This is a genomic window from Anabaena sp. CA = ATCC 33047, assembly GCF_963870205.1.
Lineage (GTDB): Bacteria > Cyanobacteriota > Cyanobacteriia > Cyanobacteriales > Nostocaceae > Trichormus.
This window is the reverse complement of the sequence record NZ_CAWMSA010000036.1, coordinates 75,974-97,903: the sequence shown is the minus strand read 5'-3', so window position 1 is coordinate 97,903 and position 21,930 is coordinate 75,974. Positions and strand designations below refer to the sequence as shown.

Annotated in this window: 18 protein-coding genes; 12 read left to right on the top strand and 6 right to left on the bottom strand. The window is 40.1% G+C overall.

The annotated features are described in order from the left end of the window. The first annotated feature begins 101 nt into the window (after nucleotides 1-101). Genes AACS98_RS08890 through AACS98_RS08865 form a run of 6 tightly spaced genes read left to right on the top strand, consistent with a single transcriptional unit; the run spans nucleotide 102 to nucleotide 7,487 of the window. Complete coding sequence (locus AACS98_RS08890; protein WP_066378487.1) at nucleotides 102-2,351, top strand: ABC transporter ATP-binding protein; 2,250 nt, start codon at nucleotides 102-104, stop codon at nucleotides 2,349-2,351. An 8-nt stretch (nucleotides 2,352-2,359) separates the two neighbouring features. Further along, nucleotides 2,360-3,565, top strand: a complete 1,206-nt coding sequence (locus tag AACS98_RS08885) for a glycosyltransferase family 4 protein (RefSeq protein ID WP_066378485.1) — start codon at nucleotides 2,360-2,362, stop codon at nucleotides 3,563-3,565. Between the two features lie 46 nt (nucleotides 3,566-3,611). Further along, complete coding sequence (locus tag AACS98_RS08880) at nucleotides 3,612-4,568, top strand: glycosyltransferase family 10 domain-containing protein (RefSeq protein ID WP_066378482.1); 957 nt, start codon at nucleotides 3,612-3,614, stop codon at nucleotides 4,566-4,568. A 6-nt stretch (nucleotides 4,569-4,574) separates the two neighbouring features. Next, nucleotides 4,575-5,546: an Npun_R2821/Npun_R2822 family protein gene (locus AACS98_RS08875; protein WP_066378480.1), complete on the top strand. Its 972-nt coding sequence runs from the start codon at nucleotides 4,575-4,577 to the stop codon at nucleotides 5,544-5,546. 9 nt (nucleotides 5,547-5,555) lie between these two features. Beyond that, nucleotides 5,556-6,437, top strand: coding sequence for an Npun_R2821/Npun_R2822 family protein (locus AACS98_RS08870; protein WP_066378478.1), 882 nt, complete (start codon nucleotides 5,556-5,558; stop codon nucleotides 6,435-6,437). 27 nt (nucleotides 6,438-6,464) lie between these two features. Continuing rightward, the gene (locus tag AACS98_RS08865; protein WP_066378475.1) at nucleotides 6,465-7,487 is read left to right on the top strand and encodes an Npun_R2821/Npun_R2822 family protein; all 1,023 of its coding nucleotides are present in this window, start codon (nucleotides 6,465-6,467) and stop codon (nucleotides 7,485-7,487) included. A 178-nt stretch (nucleotides 7,488-7,665) separates the two neighbouring features. Here the strand turns inward: AACS98_RS08865 and AACS98_RS08860 are convergent, their stop codons facing one another. Both AACS98_RS08860 and AACS98_RS08855 read right to left on the bottom strand, forming a co-directional pair. Continuing rightward, nucleotides 7,666-8,043, bottom strand: a complete 378-nt coding sequence (locus tag AACS98_RS08860) for a hypothetical protein (protein WP_066378469.1) — start codon at nucleotides 8,041-8,043, stop codon at nucleotides 7,666-7,668. Nucleotides 8,044-8,102: 59 nt separating this feature from the next. Continuing rightward, nucleotides 8,103-9,827, bottom strand: a complete 1,725-nt coding sequence (locus AACS98_RS08855; RefSeq protein WP_066378467.1) for an ABC1 kinase family protein — start codon at nucleotides 9,825-9,827, stop codon at nucleotides 8,103-8,105. A 290-nt stretch (nucleotides 9,828-10,117) separates the two neighbouring features. Between AACS98_RS08855 and AACS98_RS08850 the strand changes: the two genes are divergently transcribed. Further along, nucleotides 10,118-11,209, top strand: a complete 1,092-nt coding sequence (locus AACS98_RS08850) for a hypothetical protein (protein ID WP_066378465.1) — start codon at nucleotides 10,118-10,120, stop codon at nucleotides 11,207-11,209. A gap of 113 nt (nucleotides 11,210-11,322) precedes the next feature. Here the strand turns inward: AACS98_RS08850 and AACS98_RS08845 are convergent, their stop codons facing one another. Beyond that, the gene (locus AACS98_RS08845) at nucleotides 11,323-13,923 is read right to left on the bottom strand and encodes a M1 family metallopeptidase (RefSeq protein ID WP_066378464.1); all 2,601 of its coding nucleotides are present in this window, start codon (nucleotides 13,921-13,923) and stop codon (nucleotides 11,323-11,325) included. Between the two features lie 452 nt (nucleotides 13,924-14,375). Between AACS98_RS08845 and AACS98_RS08840 the strand changes: the two genes are divergently transcribed. From AACS98_RS08840 to AACS98_RS08830, 3 genes are all read left to right on the top strand, one after another. Next, the gene (locus AACS98_RS08840; RefSeq protein WP_066378462.1) at nucleotides 14,376-16,064 is read left to right on the top strand and encodes a DUF3352 domain-containing protein; all 1,689 of its coding nucleotides are present in this window, start codon (nucleotides 14,376-14,378) and stop codon (nucleotides 16,062-16,064) included. Nucleotides 16,065-16,227: 163 nt separating this feature from the next. Next, nucleotides 16,228-16,689 carry a VOC family protein gene (locus tag AACS98_RS08835; RefSeq protein WP_066378450.1) on the top strand — a complete coding sequence of 154 codons (462 nt, stop codon included), beginning with the start codon at nucleotides 16,228-16,230 and terminating at the stop codon, nucleotides 16,687-16,689. Nucleotides 16,690-16,699: 10 nt separating this feature from the next. After that, entirely contained in the window at nucleotides 16,700-16,978 is a 279-nt protein-coding gene (locus AACS98_RS08830) for a hypothetical protein (RefSeq protein ID WP_066378662.1), read from the top strand. 495 nt (nucleotides 16,979-17,473) lie between these two features. Here AACS98_RS08830 and AACS98_RS08825 read toward each other — a convergent pair whose 3' ends face one another. After that, nucleotides 17,474-17,599, bottom strand: a complete 126-nt coding sequence (locus AACS98_RS08825; protein ID WP_255362877.1) for a hypothetical protein — start codon at nucleotides 17,597-17,599, stop codon at nucleotides 17,474-17,476. Nucleotides 17,600-17,620: 21 nt separating this feature from the next. On the opposite strand from AACS98_RS08825, the gene AACS98_RS08820 reads away from it, so the two are divergent. Continuing rightward, nucleotides 17,621-18,256: a PEP-CTERM sorting domain-containing protein gene (locus AACS98_RS08820; protein WP_198161125.1), complete on the top strand. Its 636-nt coding sequence runs from the start codon at nucleotides 17,621-17,623 to the stop codon at nucleotides 18,254-18,256. Nucleotides 18,257-19,293: 1,037 nt separating this feature from the next. Beyond that, entirely contained in the window at nucleotides 19,294-20,949 is a 1,656-nt protein-coding gene (locus AACS98_RS08815; RefSeq protein ID WP_066378445.1) for an MBL fold metallo-hydrolase, read from the top strand. Between the two features lie 213 nt (nucleotides 20,950-21,162). On the opposite strand, the gene AACS98_RS08810 is transcribed toward AACS98_RS08815, so the two are convergent. Both AACS98_RS08810 and AACS98_RS08805 read right to left on the bottom strand, forming a co-directional pair. Next, nucleotides 21,163-21,474 (bottom strand): DUF6679 family protein, encoded by a 312-nt coding sequence (locus AACS98_RS08810; protein ID WP_066378443.1) that lies wholly within the window; start codon nucleotides 21,472-21,474, stop codon nucleotides 21,163-21,165. 207 nt (nucleotides 21,475-21,681) lie between these two features. After that, the gene (locus tag AACS98_RS08805; RefSeq protein ID WP_198161129.1) at nucleotides 21,682-21,837 is read right to left on the bottom strand and encodes a hypothetical protein; all 156 of its coding nucleotides are present in this window, start codon (nucleotides 21,835-21,837) and stop codon (nucleotides 21,682-21,684) included. Nucleotides 21,838-21,930 lie beyond the last annotated feature (93 nt).

Genomic DNA, 21,930 nt, shown 5'->3' with positions numbered 1-21,930 from the left:
TGATAGTACAAGAAGATGATTGCTGGCAAAGAAATTAGAAATTAATCCCAGGCTTAAAGGTTTATTTCCCAAAAATCCACCACTGTTACCTAAATAATTAAATGTCTACCAGGAGCCTACTACTAAAATTTGCGAAACCCTACCCAGGGTTAGTGATGCTGACAATATTATTAGGATTTTCTGGAGCTTTATTTAATGGGGTGAGTACGGCTCTGATTGTGCCAGTAATTTTAAGAATAGTGGGGCAATCAGTAGACTTAAAAGGCTCTCCGGCTTTACTCCAAGCTATCATGACTCCATTTGATCAAGTTCCAGAAAACTACCGCATTGGAGTAATGGCGGGAGCAATTATTTTCACAATTACCTTAAAAAACTTAGCTACATATTTTAGTTCATTAGTATCGAAAACTTTAACCCGTAGACTAACATCGGATATCCGGGAAGAAGGAATAAATTTATTACTAAATATTGATATAGATTACTATGCGAAAACAAAAGTTGGTGATATCATCAACCTTTTGGGTGGAGAAATTGGACGTGCTGCCACTTCTATAGGGAATGCAATTAAATTATTTGTCCTGATTGCTACTATTTTAGTTTTTATAGGTTTGTTATTGTCAATTTCTTGGCAATTAACTATAGCTGCCACAATCTTGCTGTCATTGGTGACGTTGATTAATCAATCTGTAGTTGCGCGTTCTCGGAAGTTTGGCAAGCAGCTAAGTGAAATGTCAAAAGCCTATTCTATCTCAGTGCTGGAAACACTCAATGGTATTCGTTTAGTCAAAACTACAGGCAACGAAAACAGAGAATATGAAAAGCTGAAACAGTTAATTCATGAGCGGGAAAAAGCAGATTTTAATTCTCAAGTAAATTCCGAATTAATCGGGCCAGTCAGTGAAGTGATGGGTATTACATCCCTGCTGTTCATTGTGTTTTTAAGTAAAACATTCTTTTCTGAACAAATTTCTGCTTTATCAGCTGTACTACTGACTTATTTATTAGTATTACTGCGACTGTTACCCTTAGTTTCTCAGTTGAATAGTCTTCGGGGTAGCTTTGCTAATAATTCCCCCAGCGTCAAGATTATTAGTGAGTTTTTACGTCGTGATGATAAGCCATTCATGAGGAATGGTAATGTGATATACACAAAATTACAGGAGGGAGTGCATTTTAACTCTGTGTCATTTGCCTATCCAGGCAATGAGAAGTTAATACTCAAAGAGATAAATTTATATTTACCCCGTGGTACAACTTTAGCGTTAGTAGGGGGTTCTGGTGCTGGTAAATCCACATTAGCAGAGCTATTACCCAGATTTTATGACCCCACCTCTGGCAATATTACTATTGACGGTAAAGATTTACGTGAATTTGATATTTCATCGTTGCGAAAGCGAATGGGAGTAGTTAGTCAAGATACTTTTCTTTTCAATGACTCAGTGCGAAATAATCTAGCCTATGGTGTCCGAGAAGCTACTGAAGACGAAATTATCATGGCTGCAAAGCGGGCAAATGCTTACGAATTTATTGAGAAATTACCACAAGGATTTGAGACAATCATCGGCGATCGCGGTGTGATGTTATCCGGTGGACAAAGACAAAGATTAGCGATCGCCCGCGCTTTGCTGCAAAACCCAGAAATCTTAATTTTAGATGAAGCTACCAGTGCTTTAGATACTGTTTCCGAACGTTTGGTACAGGAAGCTTTGGATGATTTGAGTCGTGATCGCACCACCTTAGTAATTGCTCACCGTCTTTCCACAGTCCAAAACGCTGATCAAATCGCCGTCTTAGATCAAGGAAAGGTAGTTGAAGTCGGAACCCACGAGCAACTTTTACAAAAAGGTGGTTACTACTCACATTTGTACTCAATGCAATTTTCTAGTAGTTCTGAATCTTCCGAAAAAAAGAGTAAGATATTAAGCCGGGTTTCTTATGAAATACGCACACAATTAAACTCGATGATGGGTTTACTCGGCCTCGTACTTGATGATTTGGTTGATCACCCTCAAGAACGCCAGGGATTAATTCAAGAATCGTACAAATCAGCCTGGAGAATTCTTAACACTATAGATATTTGTGATGATATTATCAATCAGCAAAATCAAGGATTATTGGTGGAATTAGATGAAGAAAACCGTAGTCGAATTACTAACTATTATCAAAAATTAAATCATATTTTTGTTGATATTCGCAATTGTATAAATCCTCTAGTTAGCTGTCTTTGCAACCTCTTAGATAATGAAGTTTATTCCAGCGAAGAACAAAATAAACTAATTGGCCAAGCTTATGAATATACAACTTATCTCTTAAGTAACTTAGGCAAGCTTGAAAATAGTATCAATGGATAAAATGTAATATGAAAAAATCCCACAACAACTATATTTTTTTCGTGAACTCAGAGTTACCCCAACCAGAAGCTCACCTTGTACAATCTACCAATGCAGCTAACGGAGCAGCTAATTTAGGTTATTCTACAGTTCTAGTTTATCCCCAAAAAGGATTAGCAGCAGTTAACCCTCTTTCTTTAGCTCGTCCTTTTCAACCACGAAAAATCGACTCAAAATTAATTAATTATTACAATCTTCAAGATAAATTAAAAGCTGCTCCTTTACCAATGCCTTGGCCAATTGATTATTTTAAGAGCAAATTTACCAACTCTAATACTATAGCTACTAAATATTATTTTCCTGTTCATATTATCCCCTACACCAAACTTGTACATAGTCGTAGCTGGAACTTTATCAAAGCAGCAATTAAAAATGGCATTCCAGCAATTTACGAACATCATCATCATGAAGATAAACAATTTGAGCCAGAAATTGTGCATAACCCCCTGTTACAAATTACCGTAACAGTTGTAGAAACAGTCCGGGAAAGCATGATAAAAAACGGCATACCACCAGAAAAAGTAATTACATTACACAATGGTTTTAATCGTTTATTTATAGAGAGACAACCAGAAAAAGCTGCCATTTGGCGAGGAAAGTTATTGCAAGATGGCAGAAAGCATTTAGTAGTATATGCAGGAGCATTACAGAAATTTAAAGGAATTGATTTACTAATTGATGTTGCTAAAGAAATGCCCAATGTACAATTTGCTTGTGCAGGAGGTAAACCAGAGGAGGTGGAATACTATCAGCAATTGGTAAAAGATCAGCAAGTTAATAATTTGAAATTTTTGGGCTACGTCTTACATAATGATTTACCCTCTCTGCTGCAAGCTGCGGACATTTTAGCTCATCCACATTGTTTAGGAAAAGCAGCAACTTTCACTTCTCCCCTGAAGCTATTTGATTATTTAGCCTCTGGTACTCCGATTGTTGCCACAAGAATTCCCTCATTAATTGAGTTTGAAAATACCCCGGCAGTTGCTGCTTGGTGTGAACCTGATAACCCTAGTCAATTTGTAGCTTGTCTGCAACAGGTGTTAGAAACTCATCCTAGAAAGATAGATGGTTACGAGAAAATGATTGAGTTTGTCAAGCAATTTTCTTGGGAAAATCGCGCCGCTAAAATTCTCAGCCATGTTGATCAATCTTTGCTTCCTGCCATCACAGGATAAATCAACCAACTCCATTTTAAGTATTCACTAATAACTCACCAGGAAAATGTCTTTAAAAACTGTCGGAATGATTAGCGGTTATCGTAATCTTAACAAAAGAGGTGATTGGTTATGGCAACAAACTCCACATACCTTTGGAGTTTGGGGAAATATCCAAATGCAAGCATTGGCGGAAAAACCAGATTTTTTGCTGATGTATCAATTTGATTTCCCTAAAAAAAACCAGCCACAATCTTGGCTAGATAAATTACGACGAAAACACCCAAAACCAAAAATTAATGTGGAATCCCTCATCAGAAATGTACCCCAAGAAAGGATAATTTATCTGTTACGAGAACCGCCATTAGATGAGGTAATTGAAACTACTAAGCACAATTATCAACAAGCAAAACAGTATTGTGGGTATGTTTCAGGCCCGGATGATTTTGCTCCTACTCCTGATTATATGCCAGCTATTTGGTATCATAGCAACTCATTTCGGGAACTCAATGAAATGCCCATACCCGAAAAAGTTTCTGCTTGCAGTTGGATTACTTCTGGAATTAACCGCAGTGTTAATCATCGTCGTCGATTGCAGTTTTTAGAACTCCTGCAATCTAGTGAAGTTCAGTGTCATTTGTATGGACGCGATTTACCTCAATGGGCAGAATCATCAGGAGAATTGGGTAATAAGTGGTATGGAATGTCTCCTTATTATTACAATTTATCCATTGAAAATTATGCTGAAAACGATTGGTATGTCAGCGAAAAATTATGGGATGCTTTGCTGGCTTGGTGTTTACCAATTTATTATGGTGGTGCGGCGGCTGATAAGTTATTACCACCAGGTAGTTTTTTACGCTTACCTAGTTTAGATGAAAAAGGTATTGCTTATATCAAAGAAGTAACTGCAACTCCTGATGCTTGGTATGCGGCTAAGGATGCGATCGCCGAAGCCCGTCAAATCATTTTACATAAATTAAATCTGCTCAATTGGCTGTCTAATTTTGTTTCTCAATCCTAAGAAATTATGAATGGTATTTGCACCCTCGCTAATGACTATGTTTTCGATCAATTAGTGGCTTTGCTCAACAGTATTGATGTGATATTAGGCAAAGAAACCCCTGTCTGTATTTATCCTTTTGATCAGCAAACACAACGCATTGCTGAGGAAATAGCTAAACGTCCTAATGTATTTCTTTACGATGATCAAGCATCGATTAATCGTTGGGATCAATTTATGCTAAAAGCAGCAGCAGAACGGATGAATCCTAGTAAACACCGTCTCTATGGCGCACACCGTCGTTTTTGTGCTTTTGATGGCCCTTTCGATAAATTTATCTACTTAGATGCAGATACCTTAGTTATGAATTCACTGGATGCAGTGTTTCATCAGCTAGATGTTTATGACTTTATTGTTTACGATTTTCAATTTAAAGATATTAGTAAAATATATAATACCAAATCACCTAAATTACTGCAAGTTTTCCCCCAATCACGCCTCAATACAGAAATATTTTGTTCAGGATTCTATGGCGCAAAACGTGGCTTGTTTAATTCAGAACAAACAGATTGGCTGATAGAAAATCTCCAAAATGGTGAAGCCGAAATTTTGTATGGCGGTGCGGGTGAACAACCACTGCTCAATTATATGGTGATGAAGTCTGGATTGAAAACTTATAACTTTGCTCAACAATTACCAGAGAATCAAAAAACAGGCTGTTCTGCTACTTCTAAACACTTTGAAGAACAAGATTATATTCTTTATGACAAAGGTAATAGACTTACTTACCTGCATTATATTGGAGTTCCTCCTCAAGTGACTCAAGCAGTATGTGCAGGTGAAAATATTGATTTTCCCTATCGAGATTTATTCCTGCACTACCGTTATTTGCACGAACCAGAAAACCGTCCAAATTTCACCACTACTGCACAGTCTTATCAAGCTCCAGCACCGAATTTACTGACAAGAGCTTTGAAAAAAATCAATTTAATCAAATAAGGATTATTTATGACTAGGGGAATTTATATAGTTGCTAATGACCGCGTAATTGAGAATGCGATCGCACTCCTCAATAGCATTCGTTGTTACGATTTAGAAGTTCCAGTTTATCTCATACCATTTAATGAAAATTCTCAGAAAGTAGCAGATACACTGTCTAGTTTACATCAAGTACAAGTTTTTCCCTATCTCCAACTTGTCGAGGAATTTACCAATCGTATAGGAGAAATTTTTGCTCAAGATTTTTTAGCTCTACCAAACAAAATGCGTAAATTGGTAGCATGGTTTGGCCCTTTAGATGAGTTCATTTATATCGACACGGATATTGTTGTCTTTGAAAAAATTGCCGATAATTTAGACAAACTTTCAGAAGTTGATTTCTTCTGCTGTGACTATCACCATGCTAATGACAAGCTAAGAAATATCTTTTCACCCTTAGTCAAAGAGCAACAAATTTTTACAGACGCACAATTAGAAGATGTATTTAATAGTGGCTTTTGGGGTTCACGCAAGGGTATTATAACTCAGGAACAAATGGAAGCTACACTACGCGAATGTGCAGAACATCGAGAATATTTTGATTTTACAGAAGGAGTTACAGACCAACCTATTCTAAATTTTTTAGTTCTCAAATTAATTGCCAAACGTGGCAATCTCGTCAAAATTCCAGGGGGAGGTGCTGGTAGTTGGGCAGGTTCTCCCAATTTCCAACAACAAAATTATATGCTTTATGACAAAGGAAAACGACTAAAATATCTGCATTGGGCAGGGATAAAAATGAAGCCTGGTAGTCCTTATTGGCAATTATGGCAACACTATCGTTATCTACATCATGGTAAATTTGCCTTGGTTCCTAAAGTCACCAGTCGTTTATTTTCTTTAATTAAATAACTGAATTCAATATTAAGGAGTATTCCTATGGTTAACGGTATTTACACCCTAGCTAATGACGTAGTTTATGACCAATTAGTAGCTTTACTCAACAGTATAGAAGTTAATGCTGGTAGAGAAATTCCTGTTTGTGTGATTCCCTATGATCATAGATTAGAAAAAGTCAAGGCAGAGATTAAGACTAGAAAAAATGTCACCTTATTTGATGACGCTGCTTCTCTAGCTCGTTGGGAAGAATTTGGGAGTCGTGTATGTCAAGCCCATACTAGATCACAAGAATTAATGAAACAACAGGGTTTACCACCTAATTTCCGCACTCAAAGATACCGTAAACTTTGCTGTCTAGATGGAATGTTTGACAAGTTTATCTTCTTTGATGGTGATACACTTTTGATGAAGCCACTGGATGAAGTTTACCAAAGGTTAGATGAGTATGATTGGCTGACAAATGATTTTCAATATAAATCCGATCTCCACTATATTTTTAATTGGACAGAAGAAAAAATCAAGGAAGTTTTTCAAAGAGAAAACATCAGAAATGATGTTTTTTGTTCTGGTTGGTTTGCTTCTAAAAACTCGGTTTTTGATCAGACAATGTTAGCAGACTTACTAGATAAATTGGAATCAGGTGAAGCTGATGTATTACATTGGATTGCATCTGATCAAACGCTGATCAACTATTTAGTTTTACGTAGTGGAATTTCCTATTATAATTATGCTTATCATGGTGAAGGAACTGGATGTCATTGGTCTTCTAAATTTGATGTTGTAGATAATATTCTTTACGATAAAGGGAAACAGATAACTTATCTTCATTACATGAGTGTATATGCTTCAGATTTTACGCGGCTTTGTAGCGGTGAAGATGTTGGTATTCCCTATCGTGATGTTTTCCTACATTATCGCTACTTAAAGTCACCTGAAGCCAGACCAAAAAATTTTAAGCGTCCAAGTCAATTCCAGCGTTGGCAAGAGAAGGCTAGAAATTTTTTCAAACCAAAAAATCAGAAAATTCAGTTAAAGTCTCGTAATTTTCCCGAAAAAAAATGAGTAAATCACTAAAATTTTACATAAATACAGTAAATTTCATCTGAGTGAAGTACATAAGGGCGGGCTTTCCTGCCCACCCCACAAGATTGATGATATTAAATGTGTACCTGATTTATCTCTCAAGTGGTGTAAGTCCGCATGGGCGGACTAGGAAAAAGCAGGGGTTAGCCTGATGTATTTAGGGTAAAGAATCTAAATCTAGCGATCGCAGTCCTTGACGTTGTGCAAATGTGAGCATACTTCCCAACTGCAACCACACTAATAAGCAAGTCAAAATACTCAGGGGTAAACCAACTCCTAACGCCAGAAAGGAGGGAAAGCCGAATATTTCTAACCCTGAAGCCATAAATAAACAAACTCCCGCCGTAATTCCCAGAAAAGGTACAGATAATCTTTTTCGGAATGCAGCATTAGTTAAGGGATTTTCTGGATTATTCTTTTGCCATTTTTGGACAATTGATTGCAGTGTGCCAGATAAAGCAAAACCAGAAGTTATTGCCATAAACAAGCCCACAAATAGTAGAAAATATGGCGGTTGCAGAGGATAATAGTACATGAAGACTCCCAAAAATTAAAAAATAAATGGTCTCAATGAGCGAGTAAAAACTTTGATTTTTACTGTTGATTTTTTGATGTTTTGTCATCAAAAAATGCTAAAGATGTAGCTTGAGGTAGAATAGCAGCTACTCCTTCTCTAGATAAATCTGCTAGTAAACCCATTGCTACATTTAACAGCCGATTGGGGTTGATGTCATCTTTAACTAGAAGCCACAAACGTTGTACTTCTTCTGTGTGGAGTCGATCATCTTCTGTTAGTGCTAGTACCAACTGGCGGCGGAGAAATTTACCTTCATCAGATAGTAGATATTGCAACCCCATTCTGGCGGTAGGCAATATATCAAAATTACCATCGGTGCGGGCGATCGCAATTAAATTTTCCAAGCGTTGCCACTGAAATTTACCATCTTTAAATAAGACATTCAGTAATCGCCGCCTGAGTTCGGGAGATTCTCCCGTCAGCAACCGCCTAGCCACATAAGGATAACTCACCTCGACAATTTTGAAATTGGCATTGAGACTCAAAGCAATCCCTTCCTGCGTCACCAGAGAACGAATAATTAAAGCAAACTTGGCAGGGACGCGAAACGGATATTCATACATCAGTTCTGAGAACTGATCGGTAATAGTTTTAAAGTTGAAGTCTCCGACATTTTTACCAATGGCATTGCCTAAAACCGCCTCTAATGCCGGGACAATGGGAGCAATATTGGTGTCTGGAGTTAAAAAACCCAGATTGACAAAATCTGTCGCTAAATCGTTGTAGTCTTGATTCACCAGATGCACTACTGCATCAACTAGCGTTTCCTTGGTGGTTTCCTCCAACTGATCCATCATGCCAAAGTCAATGTAAGCCATGCGACCATCAGGCATCGCAAACAAATTACCAGGATGGGGGTCAGCGTGAAAGAAGCCGTATTCTAATAATTGTTGTAAGCCAGAGGTGACACCAATACGGATGATTGCTTCTGGATCTAAACCTGCTTCTTTAATTCGTTTTGTATCGGTTAGCTTGAAGCCGTTAATCCACTCCAACGTTAAAACCCGACTACTGGTAAATTGCCAGTAAATCATCGGAACTTTGACTTGGGGATCATTGCGGAAGTTGTTCGCAAATTTTTCCGCATTCCGACCTTCATTGAGGTAGTCAATTTCTTCAAATAACTTAGTGCCGAACTCGTCCACAATCAAAGTTAGATCATGACCGAGATTCAGAGGTAGCCAAGGGGCTAACCAAGAAGCAGCCCAACGCATTAAATACAGGTCGAGGGTGAGAACTGGGCGTAAGTACGGACGTTGTACTTTTACCGCTACTTCTTCACCAGTGAACAAACGACCGCGATACACTTGACCTAAACTAGCTGCCGCGACTGGAGCAGGCGACAGTTCACTGAAAATCTCAGAAACTGACTTATCTAATTCAGTTTCGATAATTTGATAGGCGATCGCATTATCAAACGCTGGTAATTGGTCTTGTAGTTTGATCAGTTCTTCTAAGAAATCTTTGCGGATTAAGTCAGGACGGGTTGACAGGGCTTGACCAACTTTAATAAATGTCGGGCCTAGCTTGGTGAGTAACTCTCTTAACTGGGTAGCCCGTTTTTCTCGGTTCTGCTCGACCTGATTTTGCCATTCATCCCATTTCAGACCGAAAACAAATACTGCAAAAGACCAAGTTATTGTTATTAACCGCCCCCAAACCTGCCAAGGGCGATAGCGATAATAACGAGCGATCGCGTCTGGATTGTAGCGTCTTAGCTGACCAGGTTGATACTGACCCACGCCTTTGTTTGCCTCTTCTACTACTGGAAAATTTACAATTTTGTTGGTTTTTTGAACTGCAAGCTGTTACGCTGCTGAGGATATCAATAATTTTTTATAAAAAAAACGATATAGAACATATAGCAGCAGTTTGGCGGTTTAGCTGTTGTCTACTGCCCAAATGTTTTGTATCTTCTTCTTAATTATACTTTATAAAAGTACAGCAATTTTTAGTTGCTTGTTAGTTATCAGGCGCAAATGGGAACTTTATGTATATTCCCATGTTGTTATAATGATTACAGGCTAAATTCATGTCTTTCCTTTCAAAACTCTATAAACGCCAGTGGCGACTACGTATATTCGCGGTGTTAGCAAGTCTGATAGCTACACTTTTGTTTACTCTGCCAGCAACATCTAGCTTCCCCACGACACGAGACAAATTTCAATGGCCCTTTTCGTCCACATCAATTTGGAATATGCCGCTTGGCTCAGGTGCGCGTTACATACCAGCCAAGATTCAAAAAGCGGGAAGGATATTATCAGATGACGAGCATTTTTTCCAGGTAAATACTGCTGATCCCAAACGTCCTGTTTATGCGAATGGTAGCTGGACTCAAAGATGTTCGGGTAGTAATTTTCTGAATTTCTACTTACCGATTCCTGATAGTTTAATTGTTCCCGACGCTACACTGGAGCCATATAGTACCCCAAATAATGTTTCTGCTTTTCTCATGCCGGATGGTCAAACTTTGGTACAACTTTCGCCTTTAGCTCGCTGTGTACAAGGAGGGCCTATATATGGTCAACGCTATTCTCCTGATGTGAATATATATGGTCAGGGAATAGGTGGAGCGCATTTTGGCTCAGGACTGTCTTCTATAGGTGGCTCTATTCGCAAAGGTGAACTCACAGGTAGTCAACCAATTCGGCACACTCTCAAGTTGTTGCTATGGGCCAAAAAATATTTGTATTATTCTGCAAGTGTGCCTGGATATCGCTGGCCAGCCGACAGAGCTGATAGCTATGCAGCAACTACTTATGGTGGTACAAACCCGGCTTTAGTGGAAGGAACGCTCTTGGCAATTCCGCCATTTATGTCTGAATCCACTCTCCAATTAAAAACACCAGCCGCCAAAAAGATTTTTCATGCACTGCAAGATTACGGTGGCTATGTGGTTGATGACGCAGCCTGGGACGCTCATTATATAGCTATGGAGAAAGGCGTTACTGATGAGTTTCGTCAAGCCTACGGCTATGAGTTTAATACCTCAACCGGAGTCTTCTACGAAGATATGATGAGAATATTTCAAAATCTTTACATCATCAATAACAATGGCCCAAATAGCATTGGCGGAGGTGGAAGCAGAAGACGCGCTCCTCTAGCTCCACCCATTGGAAATTGAGTTATTAGTTATTAGTCATTAGTTATTAGTCATTAGTTATTAGTCATGGGACAGGGGGCATAAAACAAGTCAAAAGTCCAAAATTTTGACTTGATTTTTCCCCAGTCCCCAGTCTAATGTTTAACAGTCTGAGATTTAGCTTCTAAATTTTCTAGACGGCTTTTGAGTTCTTGGTTTTGCTGTTTGAGTTGATCAAGTTCCTCCCGTAACTGACGCAGGGCTGTGTCTGTACCTATGTTTTTCTGCACCTTGGTAATTTGTTCTTCGGCAGAGCGACACACACGCCCATCTGCTGTTTGATTGGCTAGCGATCGCAACACTCCTAATGCTTTGGGTGTCTCCATTTGCCCCAAGGATGCTACTACCGCCATTTGCGTCAAAAAGAAGGTTTCTTTGGCTAGTTCTGCAAGTCTGTCTACTACCCGTTCTAAATTAACCGGACTTTGACCTACAGAAATTTTACCTAATGCACGAATTGCTGCTAAACGCAAGGGTTGCGGCACACCATTTTTAGTGTATTCCAGTAACAAATCTAGGGCTGCTGCTGAAGTTTTCAGTTCTGCTAAACCCCCAATTGCGCCACTGCGAACAACTTCATTCCAACCGGCTCTTGCTGCTAAAACAGATTGTAGAAGTTTGATCACCTTTTCTTCTTTGGGTTTATCTTCTAAATTAGCAGCTGCGATCGCTCCTAAACTCCGACAAGCAGCAGCTTCCACATAGTAACTGCGATCGCCATCTTTAACTACCTTTTTTACAGCCTTATAGCTAGCGCGAGTTTTAATTTCTCCCAATGCTTCTAATACCGCCCGTCGCACATAAGCATTCTCATCTTCTAAACCCGCAACTAACCCATCAAAAACTTGATCTAACTTAATCTCTGCCAATTCTTTAGCTACTTCTACCCGCACACCCCAAAATGGATCATGTTTCAAAGCTGCGGCTAAAGCTTTGATCGCTTCTAATCCGCCTTTTTTCGCCAAAGCTGTAGCTGCATAAATCCGAGAAATCGGGTCTGGGTCAGCTACTAACTGCGCTTTTAACTCTGGGATGGGATACTCCAAACAGACAGTCTTGAGAAAATTATTCCCCACATCAAAGCTGATAAAATCTGGTTTCTTGGCTAATGGGAAATAAAAACTCTGTTCCCGTTCATGTACTCTGACTGTAAAAGTTTGCAGTTTTGCTGTTTTCCCTGGTTGGGTGTAGCCAAAAGCAACGGGAATCTTTAAATCAAATAACTCTTTACTATTATTGTCTTTGGCTTGGGTTTGCGTCACCGTCAGTTTTGCTAACTTCGCCTCACCATCCCAACTATAAGCCACCTTAAAATCAGGATGACCACCACGATAAACATACTGATCAAACAAGAAAGCCAGATTTCGACCCGTGGCTTTTTCTATGGCTCGCAGTAAGTCGATAGTTTCCACCGTTTGGTGAGCATGATTCTGAACAAAAGTCTGAATTGCTGGCCAAAACAATTCTTCGCCCAGTTCCGCGCGAATCATATGATAAACACAAGACCCTTTTTCATAGATGTGGCGGTCATACAGTTCAATAGCGACGCGGTAAATGTGCGTTACCATTGGGCGACGGTAGCGGCTACTATCTTCACTCAGGTAACTACGAGCTTCTAATAATCGATAGTAAGCTGCTTCTTCCGAACCATACTCTTGTTCTGTCCACATCACTTCGGAATAAGAAGCCATCCCTTCCTTAATCCAAGCATGAGACCAATGCTTAATGACTAATAAATCACCAAACCATTGATGTGCTAGTTCATGAACCACTAAGCTTTCAGCATTGCGGTTATCTAAAGCGGCGCGTTCATCTAATAGACATCGGTCTGTTAACAGGGTGGTAGAAGTGTTTTCCATCCCGCCAAAGATAAAGTCACTGACGCAAACTTGGGCGTATTTGGGAAAAGGGTAAGCATAACCATACTTTTCACTCAGAAACTCAATCATGCGGGGAGTTTTTCCCATGCTACGTTTAGCGTCTGCTTCCCGTCCTTTTTCTACGTAGTAGGTAACGGGTTTACCTTGCCACTCTTCCCGAATTTCCGCGAAATCACCAACAGCGAGCGTCATTAAGTAGGTAGGATGTACTTGTTGTTGTGACCAATGGTAGATTTTGTCATTGCCATCTTCTCTAGCTTCAATCAATTCGCCGTTAGAGATGGCGATTAAATGTTTGGGAACACGGACACGAATTTCCGAAGTGGATAGTTGTCCGGGGTAGTCGAAGCAGGGAAACCAGAAGCGAGAGTCTTCATCTTCTCCTTGAGTCCAGACTTGAATGGGCTTGTCGGGGTAGTGTGCGTCTGGTTGAATAAAGTAAATACCACGTTGGGGTTTTTCCACAGAGTAGGCGATCGCAATCAATAACCGTTTCCCGACTTTGGTAGGCTCAGATAGCTCAATAGTTAGCTGTTCGCCGTCATAATCAAAGCTTTGCCCTACTTCATCTACCTGTACAGACTCGATATTCAAGTTAACCGCATCTAAAGTTAAGCGGTCAATACCGTTACGTATCGGTGATAGCCGAATATTACAAACACCCTGGTAACTTTGCTTGGGAATATCCAAGTTCAAGTCCAGAAAAATATGCTCTACCTGTCCAGGGCGATCTGGATTGTAGTGGGGTTTCGCCCCAGGTAACTCAAAAGATTTACGTCCGTTATTTTCTGTATCAAAATAATAAGAGTGAGGCATTGATGATGACTGACCTTTTATACTGAAACTTCTAGTTGTATATATTTTCCAAAATATATCGCTTATTTGTCCTGTGCAGTCAACTCTGCCAGCGAAAACAGACACTGATGCTCAAATGCGTCGAGTATCAATTTTCTCTGACAAATCAGGATACTCTGCACCTCATGTTGCTATTCATGAACTATCAAAGCTGGAAACTATTTCCATAGCTTAGGATAGCTTGTTGGTTTCCACCAAGCTATTTTTTTTGATTTTGACTATTTCGGTTGCGGATTTACTGGTCAGGATTTTGTAGTATTTTTTGGTGTCTTTGTCTAGTAATAGGGCAGAAATTGCATATTTCTACCAGTTAATTCGGAAAAATCAGTACATATCACGAAATAATTCCATAAACTCTACAATGACGTTTTTGTTAACCTCAGTCACAATTTGAGGAAAAGAGGATCATAACAATGCCCGAAACTAAATCCAAGTTTTTAATTCCTGCGGTTGGTGCTGCTGTAGTTGTCGCAGGAAGTGTAGCAGCTTATATATATCTCAAAGGCCCCTCTGGTGATGGTTCAGGTGCTTTAAGTAGTGCTAAATTTGTACCTGCTTCTGCATACATGGCTACCTATATTACTACAGACCCCCAAGCCTGGGCGAAGTTGCAGCAATTCGGTACACCAGAAGCACAAAAGTTACTGGCTCAAGGTTTTGAAAGTTTGAATCAAGATTTGTTGAGTGATAGTAACATTACTTACGAAAAAGATATTAAACCTTGGGTGGGTGGGGTAATGATGGCTGTGTTACCGCCAAACCCCACTAAAACCAACCAATTGAATACAGAATCGTCGGCAACACCAACACCAATTAAGCGACAGCAAGAACCACAAGTCTTAATGGTATTGGGGATTAAAGATAAACTGAGTGCTTTAAACTTTGCCAATAAATTAAAGGCACAAAAAGGGGTAAAAACTAAAGAAACTGATTATAAAGGCGAAAAAATTACCGAAACCGCGTCAGAAAATGGTAAGGCAACCTACACGGCGGTTTTAAATAATAGCTATATTGTATTTTCTCCTGAAAAACCAGCAGTTGAACAATCAATTGATGCTTTTAAAGGTCAACCTTCCTTGGCTAATAAAGCAGGTGCGAATACCATTTTGGCTAAAAATGTAGATGTGAAGAATTCCTTGGCTCAAGTTTACATCCCAGATTATCCGGGTATGATCCAGCAACTTGTGGCTGCCAATCCCCAGTCTAGCTTGACACCGCAAACCTTAAAACAGCTACAACAGGTAAAATCAGTGGTAGCGGCTGTGGGTGTGGATGACGCTGGGTTAAGATTAAAGGCGATCGCTAACTTAGATCCCCAACTCAACAAGTTTGAATATCAAAATTCTCCCTCTAAAATAGTCGGGCAATTTCCCAGCGATACTTTTGCTTTAATTAGTGGCCAAGGAATCAGTCAAAGTTGGTCAACACTGGTAGCACAATCTCAAGAATATCCCGAATTTAATCAAGTTTTAGAACAAGCCAGGGGACAACTCCAATTAGTCAATATCGACCTAGATAAAGAAGTTTTTGGTTGGATGAATGGGGAATTTGCCTTTGCCGCTATCCCCTCGAATCAAGGTATACTAGCTAGTATAGGTTTTGGGGGTGCAATGGTTTTTGATACGAGCGATCGCAAAACCGCCGAAGCTACCTTAACTAAATTAGATAATCTCGCCAAAGCCCAAACAATTAATGTCACCACCAGAAATATTGGTGGTAAAAATATCACAGAATGGCAAATACCGCAACAAGGTGCTTTATTCGCCCACGGTTGGTTAGATCAAGATACTGTATTTTTAGCTGTTGGCGGCCCCGTAGCAGAAGCACTGGCAAATAACAAAAATCAATCTTTGGAAAACAGCGATACCTTTAAAGCCATCACTGCTTCCTTGCAAAAACCCAATGGTGGTTACTTCTACCTAGATATGGACAAAACCATGTCCTTAGTTAATCGTTTTGCCGCACCAACTCAATCCATACCCCCAGAAGCTAATGCTATTCTCAGTTCTATTCGTGGTTTGGGTGTTACCGCTACCAGTCCCGATAAATCTACCAGTCAATTGGAGATGTTATTAGCTCTTAAACCCAGCACCGCCAAATAGTATCCTGTACACGGAAATACTGATATAATTGTACTCATAGGTGAAATACTGACCGTATTCCCACCAAAACTTTCATTGTTTGTAGTGAGGACTTTAGTCCTCTCTCAAAATCAGGACTTCAGTCCTAACTACAAACCCAACTCCGGTGATTCTCTAAACCGCCATGTTATCTAGTTCCAACGCCGTCAACAGCTGCCTTGCACCTGGTAATTTGCGTAAAGTGCATCATATTGCCCTCAATGTTCAAGATATGCAAGCATCTCGACATTTCTATGGCAATATCCTGGGTTTGCATGAACTGACTGGGGATGAAATCCCTACAACATTGGTAGAACTGGTAGCATCGGGGAAAGTTGCTAATTTCATCACTCCCGATGGTACGATTTTAGATTTATTTGGGACACCGGATTTAACCCCACCCCATCCCAACCCAGAACAGAGTTTTACCAGAGCATATCATCTAGCGTTTGACATTGACCCAGAATTATTTGAGCAAGCTGTGGCAGTTTTGCGAGACAATCAAATTCAGATAGCTCATGGCCCAGTCAGTCGTCCTACTGGTAGGGGTGTGTATTTTTATGACCCTGATGGCTTTATGATTGAAATTCGTTGCGACCCACAATAATAGTATGTCAATGCAGATATTTCAAGTTATTGAAGACGTAATCACAAAGCCAGCCATTCCCCACGAACCACATAAACAATCATTAAAAGCCTGGGCTATGTATTGTCTGCGAGATCGAGGGTTTATAGTTGTCTATGCTCAAAACGCTGACTTCGCTATTGAAGTCAAGGGTGGAAATAAGCTTTATTTTAAGGTGACGAAAAATCCCTCTGAGGTAGATAATTCTTGTAATTGGATAGTTTGGGATAGTGCCACCCATAGGGCTAGTCTGATTACACCACAGGCTTGAAGGTTTTAACAAAAAAAATTATTTTTCTCTACATACTGATAACAGTCCCAGATTATTTGTTATCCCCAACATACCCGACTGCTTTCAAACGTCGGGTATCTTTGTTTAGCAATTCTCACTACAGACTCTCATCCCGATGCTCTATCAAGACGGGCTTGATTAGAACCCCCTGTAGTCCCCTCTAGGCAGTCGGGGCATTCGCTGGGGTGATATTGCAGCTTCATAAAGAAACTTATAACAGCCGAATCATATTATTTAAATCAAGAAAATCAGTTTTATTTTCGTGATTACATATCAGATAAATGCAATTTTAGTTATAAAATTACTGTATTTTTATTGATTAAATTAGAGATTTGATTAACAAAAATTTTACCCATATTTTCCTCTGAAAATAGAGAAAAATAATATATATTTATTCCTAAATAAACTATAAAAAATATGATTGCTAATTAAAGATGATTATGTGATACTGGCACGTAAATATACTGGTATCTATTAAGAATTTTCAGCAAACATCATGTAATTTACATGACTGATATCGAAGTGAGAATGTATTGTTAGTTGATACCAGCGATCGCCAATCTCGTAACCACAAACTGGAATCTTATGAACAAGTTTCAATCTTTATTCCTTGGGGCAACTATGGCAGCCGCAACAGCCACAGTTGTATCCTTTGCCCCTTCTGCTGCTTTGGCCATTCAGCTATACGGGAACATCAGCATTCGTGGCGATGCTAACTTAGGTCCTAACAACCAAACTCCTGCAAATACTGCCATTACATGGACGAATGCTTCAGGTACAGTTAGTAACAACTCTAACGGTAGCTTTTTTGATTTGCGAAACACGACAGCCACTTTGCAAAACATCGCTTTGACCATCGCTGACCTTGCAAATGTTAGTAACACAGCACCCAGTTCTGCTGTCTATAACTTTGGAGCTATTGATAACTTCGCTAATTTTGGTAATGTTACTTTAGACGGAATAAATGGCCTACTGGCTTTTCACCTAGACCCTGGTAGCCTGACTAGAACAGTATTAGGAAATGATACTGTTGTAGTAACTCTAGACCAGGTTACTGGGAGATTTGATTTTAACGGCACAACTTTTGCCACCGCCGTGATGAGTGGAGAACAAAGTGGCAGTAGTGGCACTTTTGGTATATCTGCAACTGCTGTACCTGAACCTCTGACAATGACAGGTTTAGCCCTAGGTGTAGGCTTTGGAGGATTTCTTAAAACTCGCTATTCCAAAAAAGAAAAGCAACTTGAGAAAGTATAAACTCCAACCCTTGAGCTAACTTAACATCAAATCACAAGTATAAATTATATTTTGTGTTTCGGTGAGAGTCCACTCAACCCAAAACTCAAACCCAACTTTTGTAATTTTCTGCTCAACAGGCTAGGAATTAGAAGAAGTTTGGTAATTCTCAAAGTATACTAAAAACCCTTCTTCCATTCTCAACTTTAGAAATGTAGAGACGTTTCATGAAACGTCTTTACATATTTCACCATCTTCTTGTAGAAAAGAGGCTGGTGAGGTTTCCAAGACTTTGATGTTAATAGCAATACTGTTCCAACATCTTCTCAAATAGCTTGGTTAGAGTGTGGCCTCATAAGTGTTGATAAGTAAATAAATCTTTTGTATCCTGACATAAGGATAATTTAAACTTATTTTTATAAAAACTCAGTCACAAATATTCATAGTTGTGGGTGTGGTTACAAGTTGGTCTCTTTCTTTTTCTGCCTACCCCCACGGTAATTCATGCTTTGTAACGGCTTATTACATCGATGGACAGGAGAGCCGAAAAGTTTTACAATCTAAACTAAATAGAGTAAATCTACCTATTCCCCAATCAACCTGACCATAGTAAAGATTTTCTGGGGATTCCGCTAGAGGCGTGAATCAAGCTATTAATATAAAAAAGTATTTATCAGAGGGTTATAATCCAATGGAAGTAAAGCTTATTTTAGTGGGTTTAACTGTTATATTTACGATTTCGTGCCTGTTTTTTGGGACGAAAAACGGATTTTATGATTCAGACAACTACCACGGTAATGGCTCTGCTCATTGATCACACAACAATAAAAGGCAAGTTCCCTTGTCCCTTGGTTTGAGGGTTAATCAACAGTTTCTCGTGACTGAGGTTCTGATAACCAGTGCGGGTTAGCAAGAGGTGTCCTCTCCAATCTACAATCCAAATTCATAGGCTTTAGGGAGGCACTACGCAATTTACCCCTAGGCTATAAAACCCAAATCCGCATAAAACGGGGCGTTTGGGATATGTCAATGACAATGAGGTTGGAGGGGAAGGAAGCATGAGAGATAAGTTGTCAGAACACTCTCGTGTTGATACACAGGAAACAGCAACTGAACTAGAATGTTTTCCCTATAGTGTTCAACATCACGATGAGGGTGTGTGTTTATTGGTGCGGATGGGGCCACATCGCATCTTGCTAGACTGTGGGATGGCGGACATTTCATCTTTAAAAAAGAGTGTCACCACATCCACAGAGTTACCAGCAGATTTAGTCTTAGTCTCTCATGCCCACCCAGACCATGCTAGAGGGTTACTCTCTCTGCATCAAGCTTTCCCGAATTTACCCATCTATGCCAGTGAAGTCACCTGTAAATTGCTACCTTTGAATTGGCTAGATCAAGAAGCTCAAACAATTCCCCAGTTTTGTCACGCATTACCATTGCGATCGCCTATCGAACTACATGATGGGCTAGTTGTGGAAATCTTTCCGGCTGGGCATTTACCAGGGGCAGTAGCCATTCTCCTCACTTATACCACAGAGCAACGTCTGTATAAGCTGCTATACACAGGAGACTTTTTCTTATCAAATTCCCGGTTAGTAGAAGGTTTGCGGTTAGAAGAACTGCGGGGAATGGATTTGAATGTGTTGATTATTGAAGGCACTTATGGTACATCCCGTCACCCCCACCGCCGCAACCAAGAAAACCAACTAGCCGAACGAATTAATCGGGCGATCGCAGATGGTTGTTCTGTGCTAATTCCCACACCCGCTTTAGGTTTAGGGCAAGAACTCTTAATGCTGCTGCGTTCTCATCACCATTTCACCGGCAGAGACTTAGATATCTGGGTTGATGGTGCTGTGGCTATAGGATGCGATGCTTACCTGGAATTATTACCGCATTTACCCCCATCAGTACAAAACTTTGCCCGCCATCAGCCCTTGTTTTGGGATGAACGAGTCCGTCCCCGGATGCGGCGGTTGCTGCCAGAACATCACGCCACTGTGGGCAAATCTCCCTGTATTGTCCTCACAGATATCACAGCAGATTTTAACCAATACTGCCAACCGGAAACCGGGCCATGGCTAATTTTATTACCAGAAAAAATTGATGTCAATATTAACAAACAATATGCCACACCTACAACCATCGAAACCTATCTCCTAGCACAACATAGTGATGGCCCTGGTACTACCCAGTTAATTCACAACTTGCGTCCGCAACATGTTGTGTTTGTGCATGGTTCCTCTAGTTACTTGGCAGACTTAACCAGTTTAGAGGAGTTACAAAACCGCTACCACGTTCATTCACCATTACCAGGGACGCTGGTAGAATTGCCCATTGGCGAGACATTTTTACAACCAGCCGCCCCAGAGACAAACTATGAAGGTGAACTGACAGAATTAGGTACGGTGATTAACATTAGCCTTCCCGAAGCGATTACCGCCGATCCCCGTTGGCGACAGTTTGCCGATACCGGTTTAATTGAAGCCCGTTGGCAAGGGGAAGAATTAGTCTTGAGAGGATTAACCCAACGAGAACTGCTCAATCAAAATAGCGATCGCTATATTACCCCTGATATCGATTGCTGCGGTACCTGCCGACACCAAAGAGGACAACGGTGTTGGAATCCGGCTTCACCATTATATAACTTTAGAGTTACCTTAGAAGGTTATTGTCCGGCTTTTGAACGGCCAGCAGGTAATAGTCATTAGTTATTAGTCATTAGTCATTAGTTTTTCTTCTCTCCCCTGCTTCCTCATCCCCCAGTCCCCAGTCCTCACAAATTATCAATCCTGAGTAAGATAATTTACTCAGGATTGATAAATCGATGAATAAACAACAGGAGTGATGAGTGCTGAGTCAAGATTACTAGCTGTTGACAAGCTTCTCGCCTCAACACCTCTAGCCTCTAGCCCCGATGGCGTTTATTCAGGATTAGATTCAGGATAGTGGTTGCGGATACGTTCGGCTTCTGGACAGTCTTCAGTTAGGAGTGGCTCTATATTACCGCGTGGCACTGAAGCTAATTTTTGAGTCACAGCACCGATGCTTTCAAGACGAACCATCTCCTCCCAAGAACAAATTTCGTCTTCTTCATCTGTTTCATAGCGCAGGGTAACTAAATCTCCCTCTATGTCGATGATGCGGGCGCGTTCTATCCAGCGTTGCTGGTCCCGCAAGAAAACACATACCTCCCGCCCATCGCAACACAGTTGATAAATCTTGCGGTGTAGCATGTACTGCTTCTGCCTTTTTAAACAACGTCGTAGTTAAACTTTTGAAAATTTGGGTTTTACCCCAATCAGATGACACCCCTAGGAGGTCAGCTTCACGGTTCAGAATCAATGACCCAAACACTTAATCGTATGTTTAATACATCTAGGGAAATTTTGGGTCATACAGTGGTGGTTACTGCACCAAGATTCTATCTCTTTTAGGGTGATTTAGCGAATGTCTACTCCTTCATAGAAGTTCAACCATTCGGCAGTTTTACTCACCAGATGAATATTTGCTGGTAAGTCATTCCTACCATTATGTAATAATAAATACTCCAAATCAAGCGACGATTGCGGTTGTTTAATTTGCCTACTTGTAATCATTGGCATTGCTGAGAAGCCTGGGGCTTCGGCTTGACTGTTACCCCTATGTATTTGATCTTAACTCATTCTTTTGCTGACCATCACGGTTTTCAA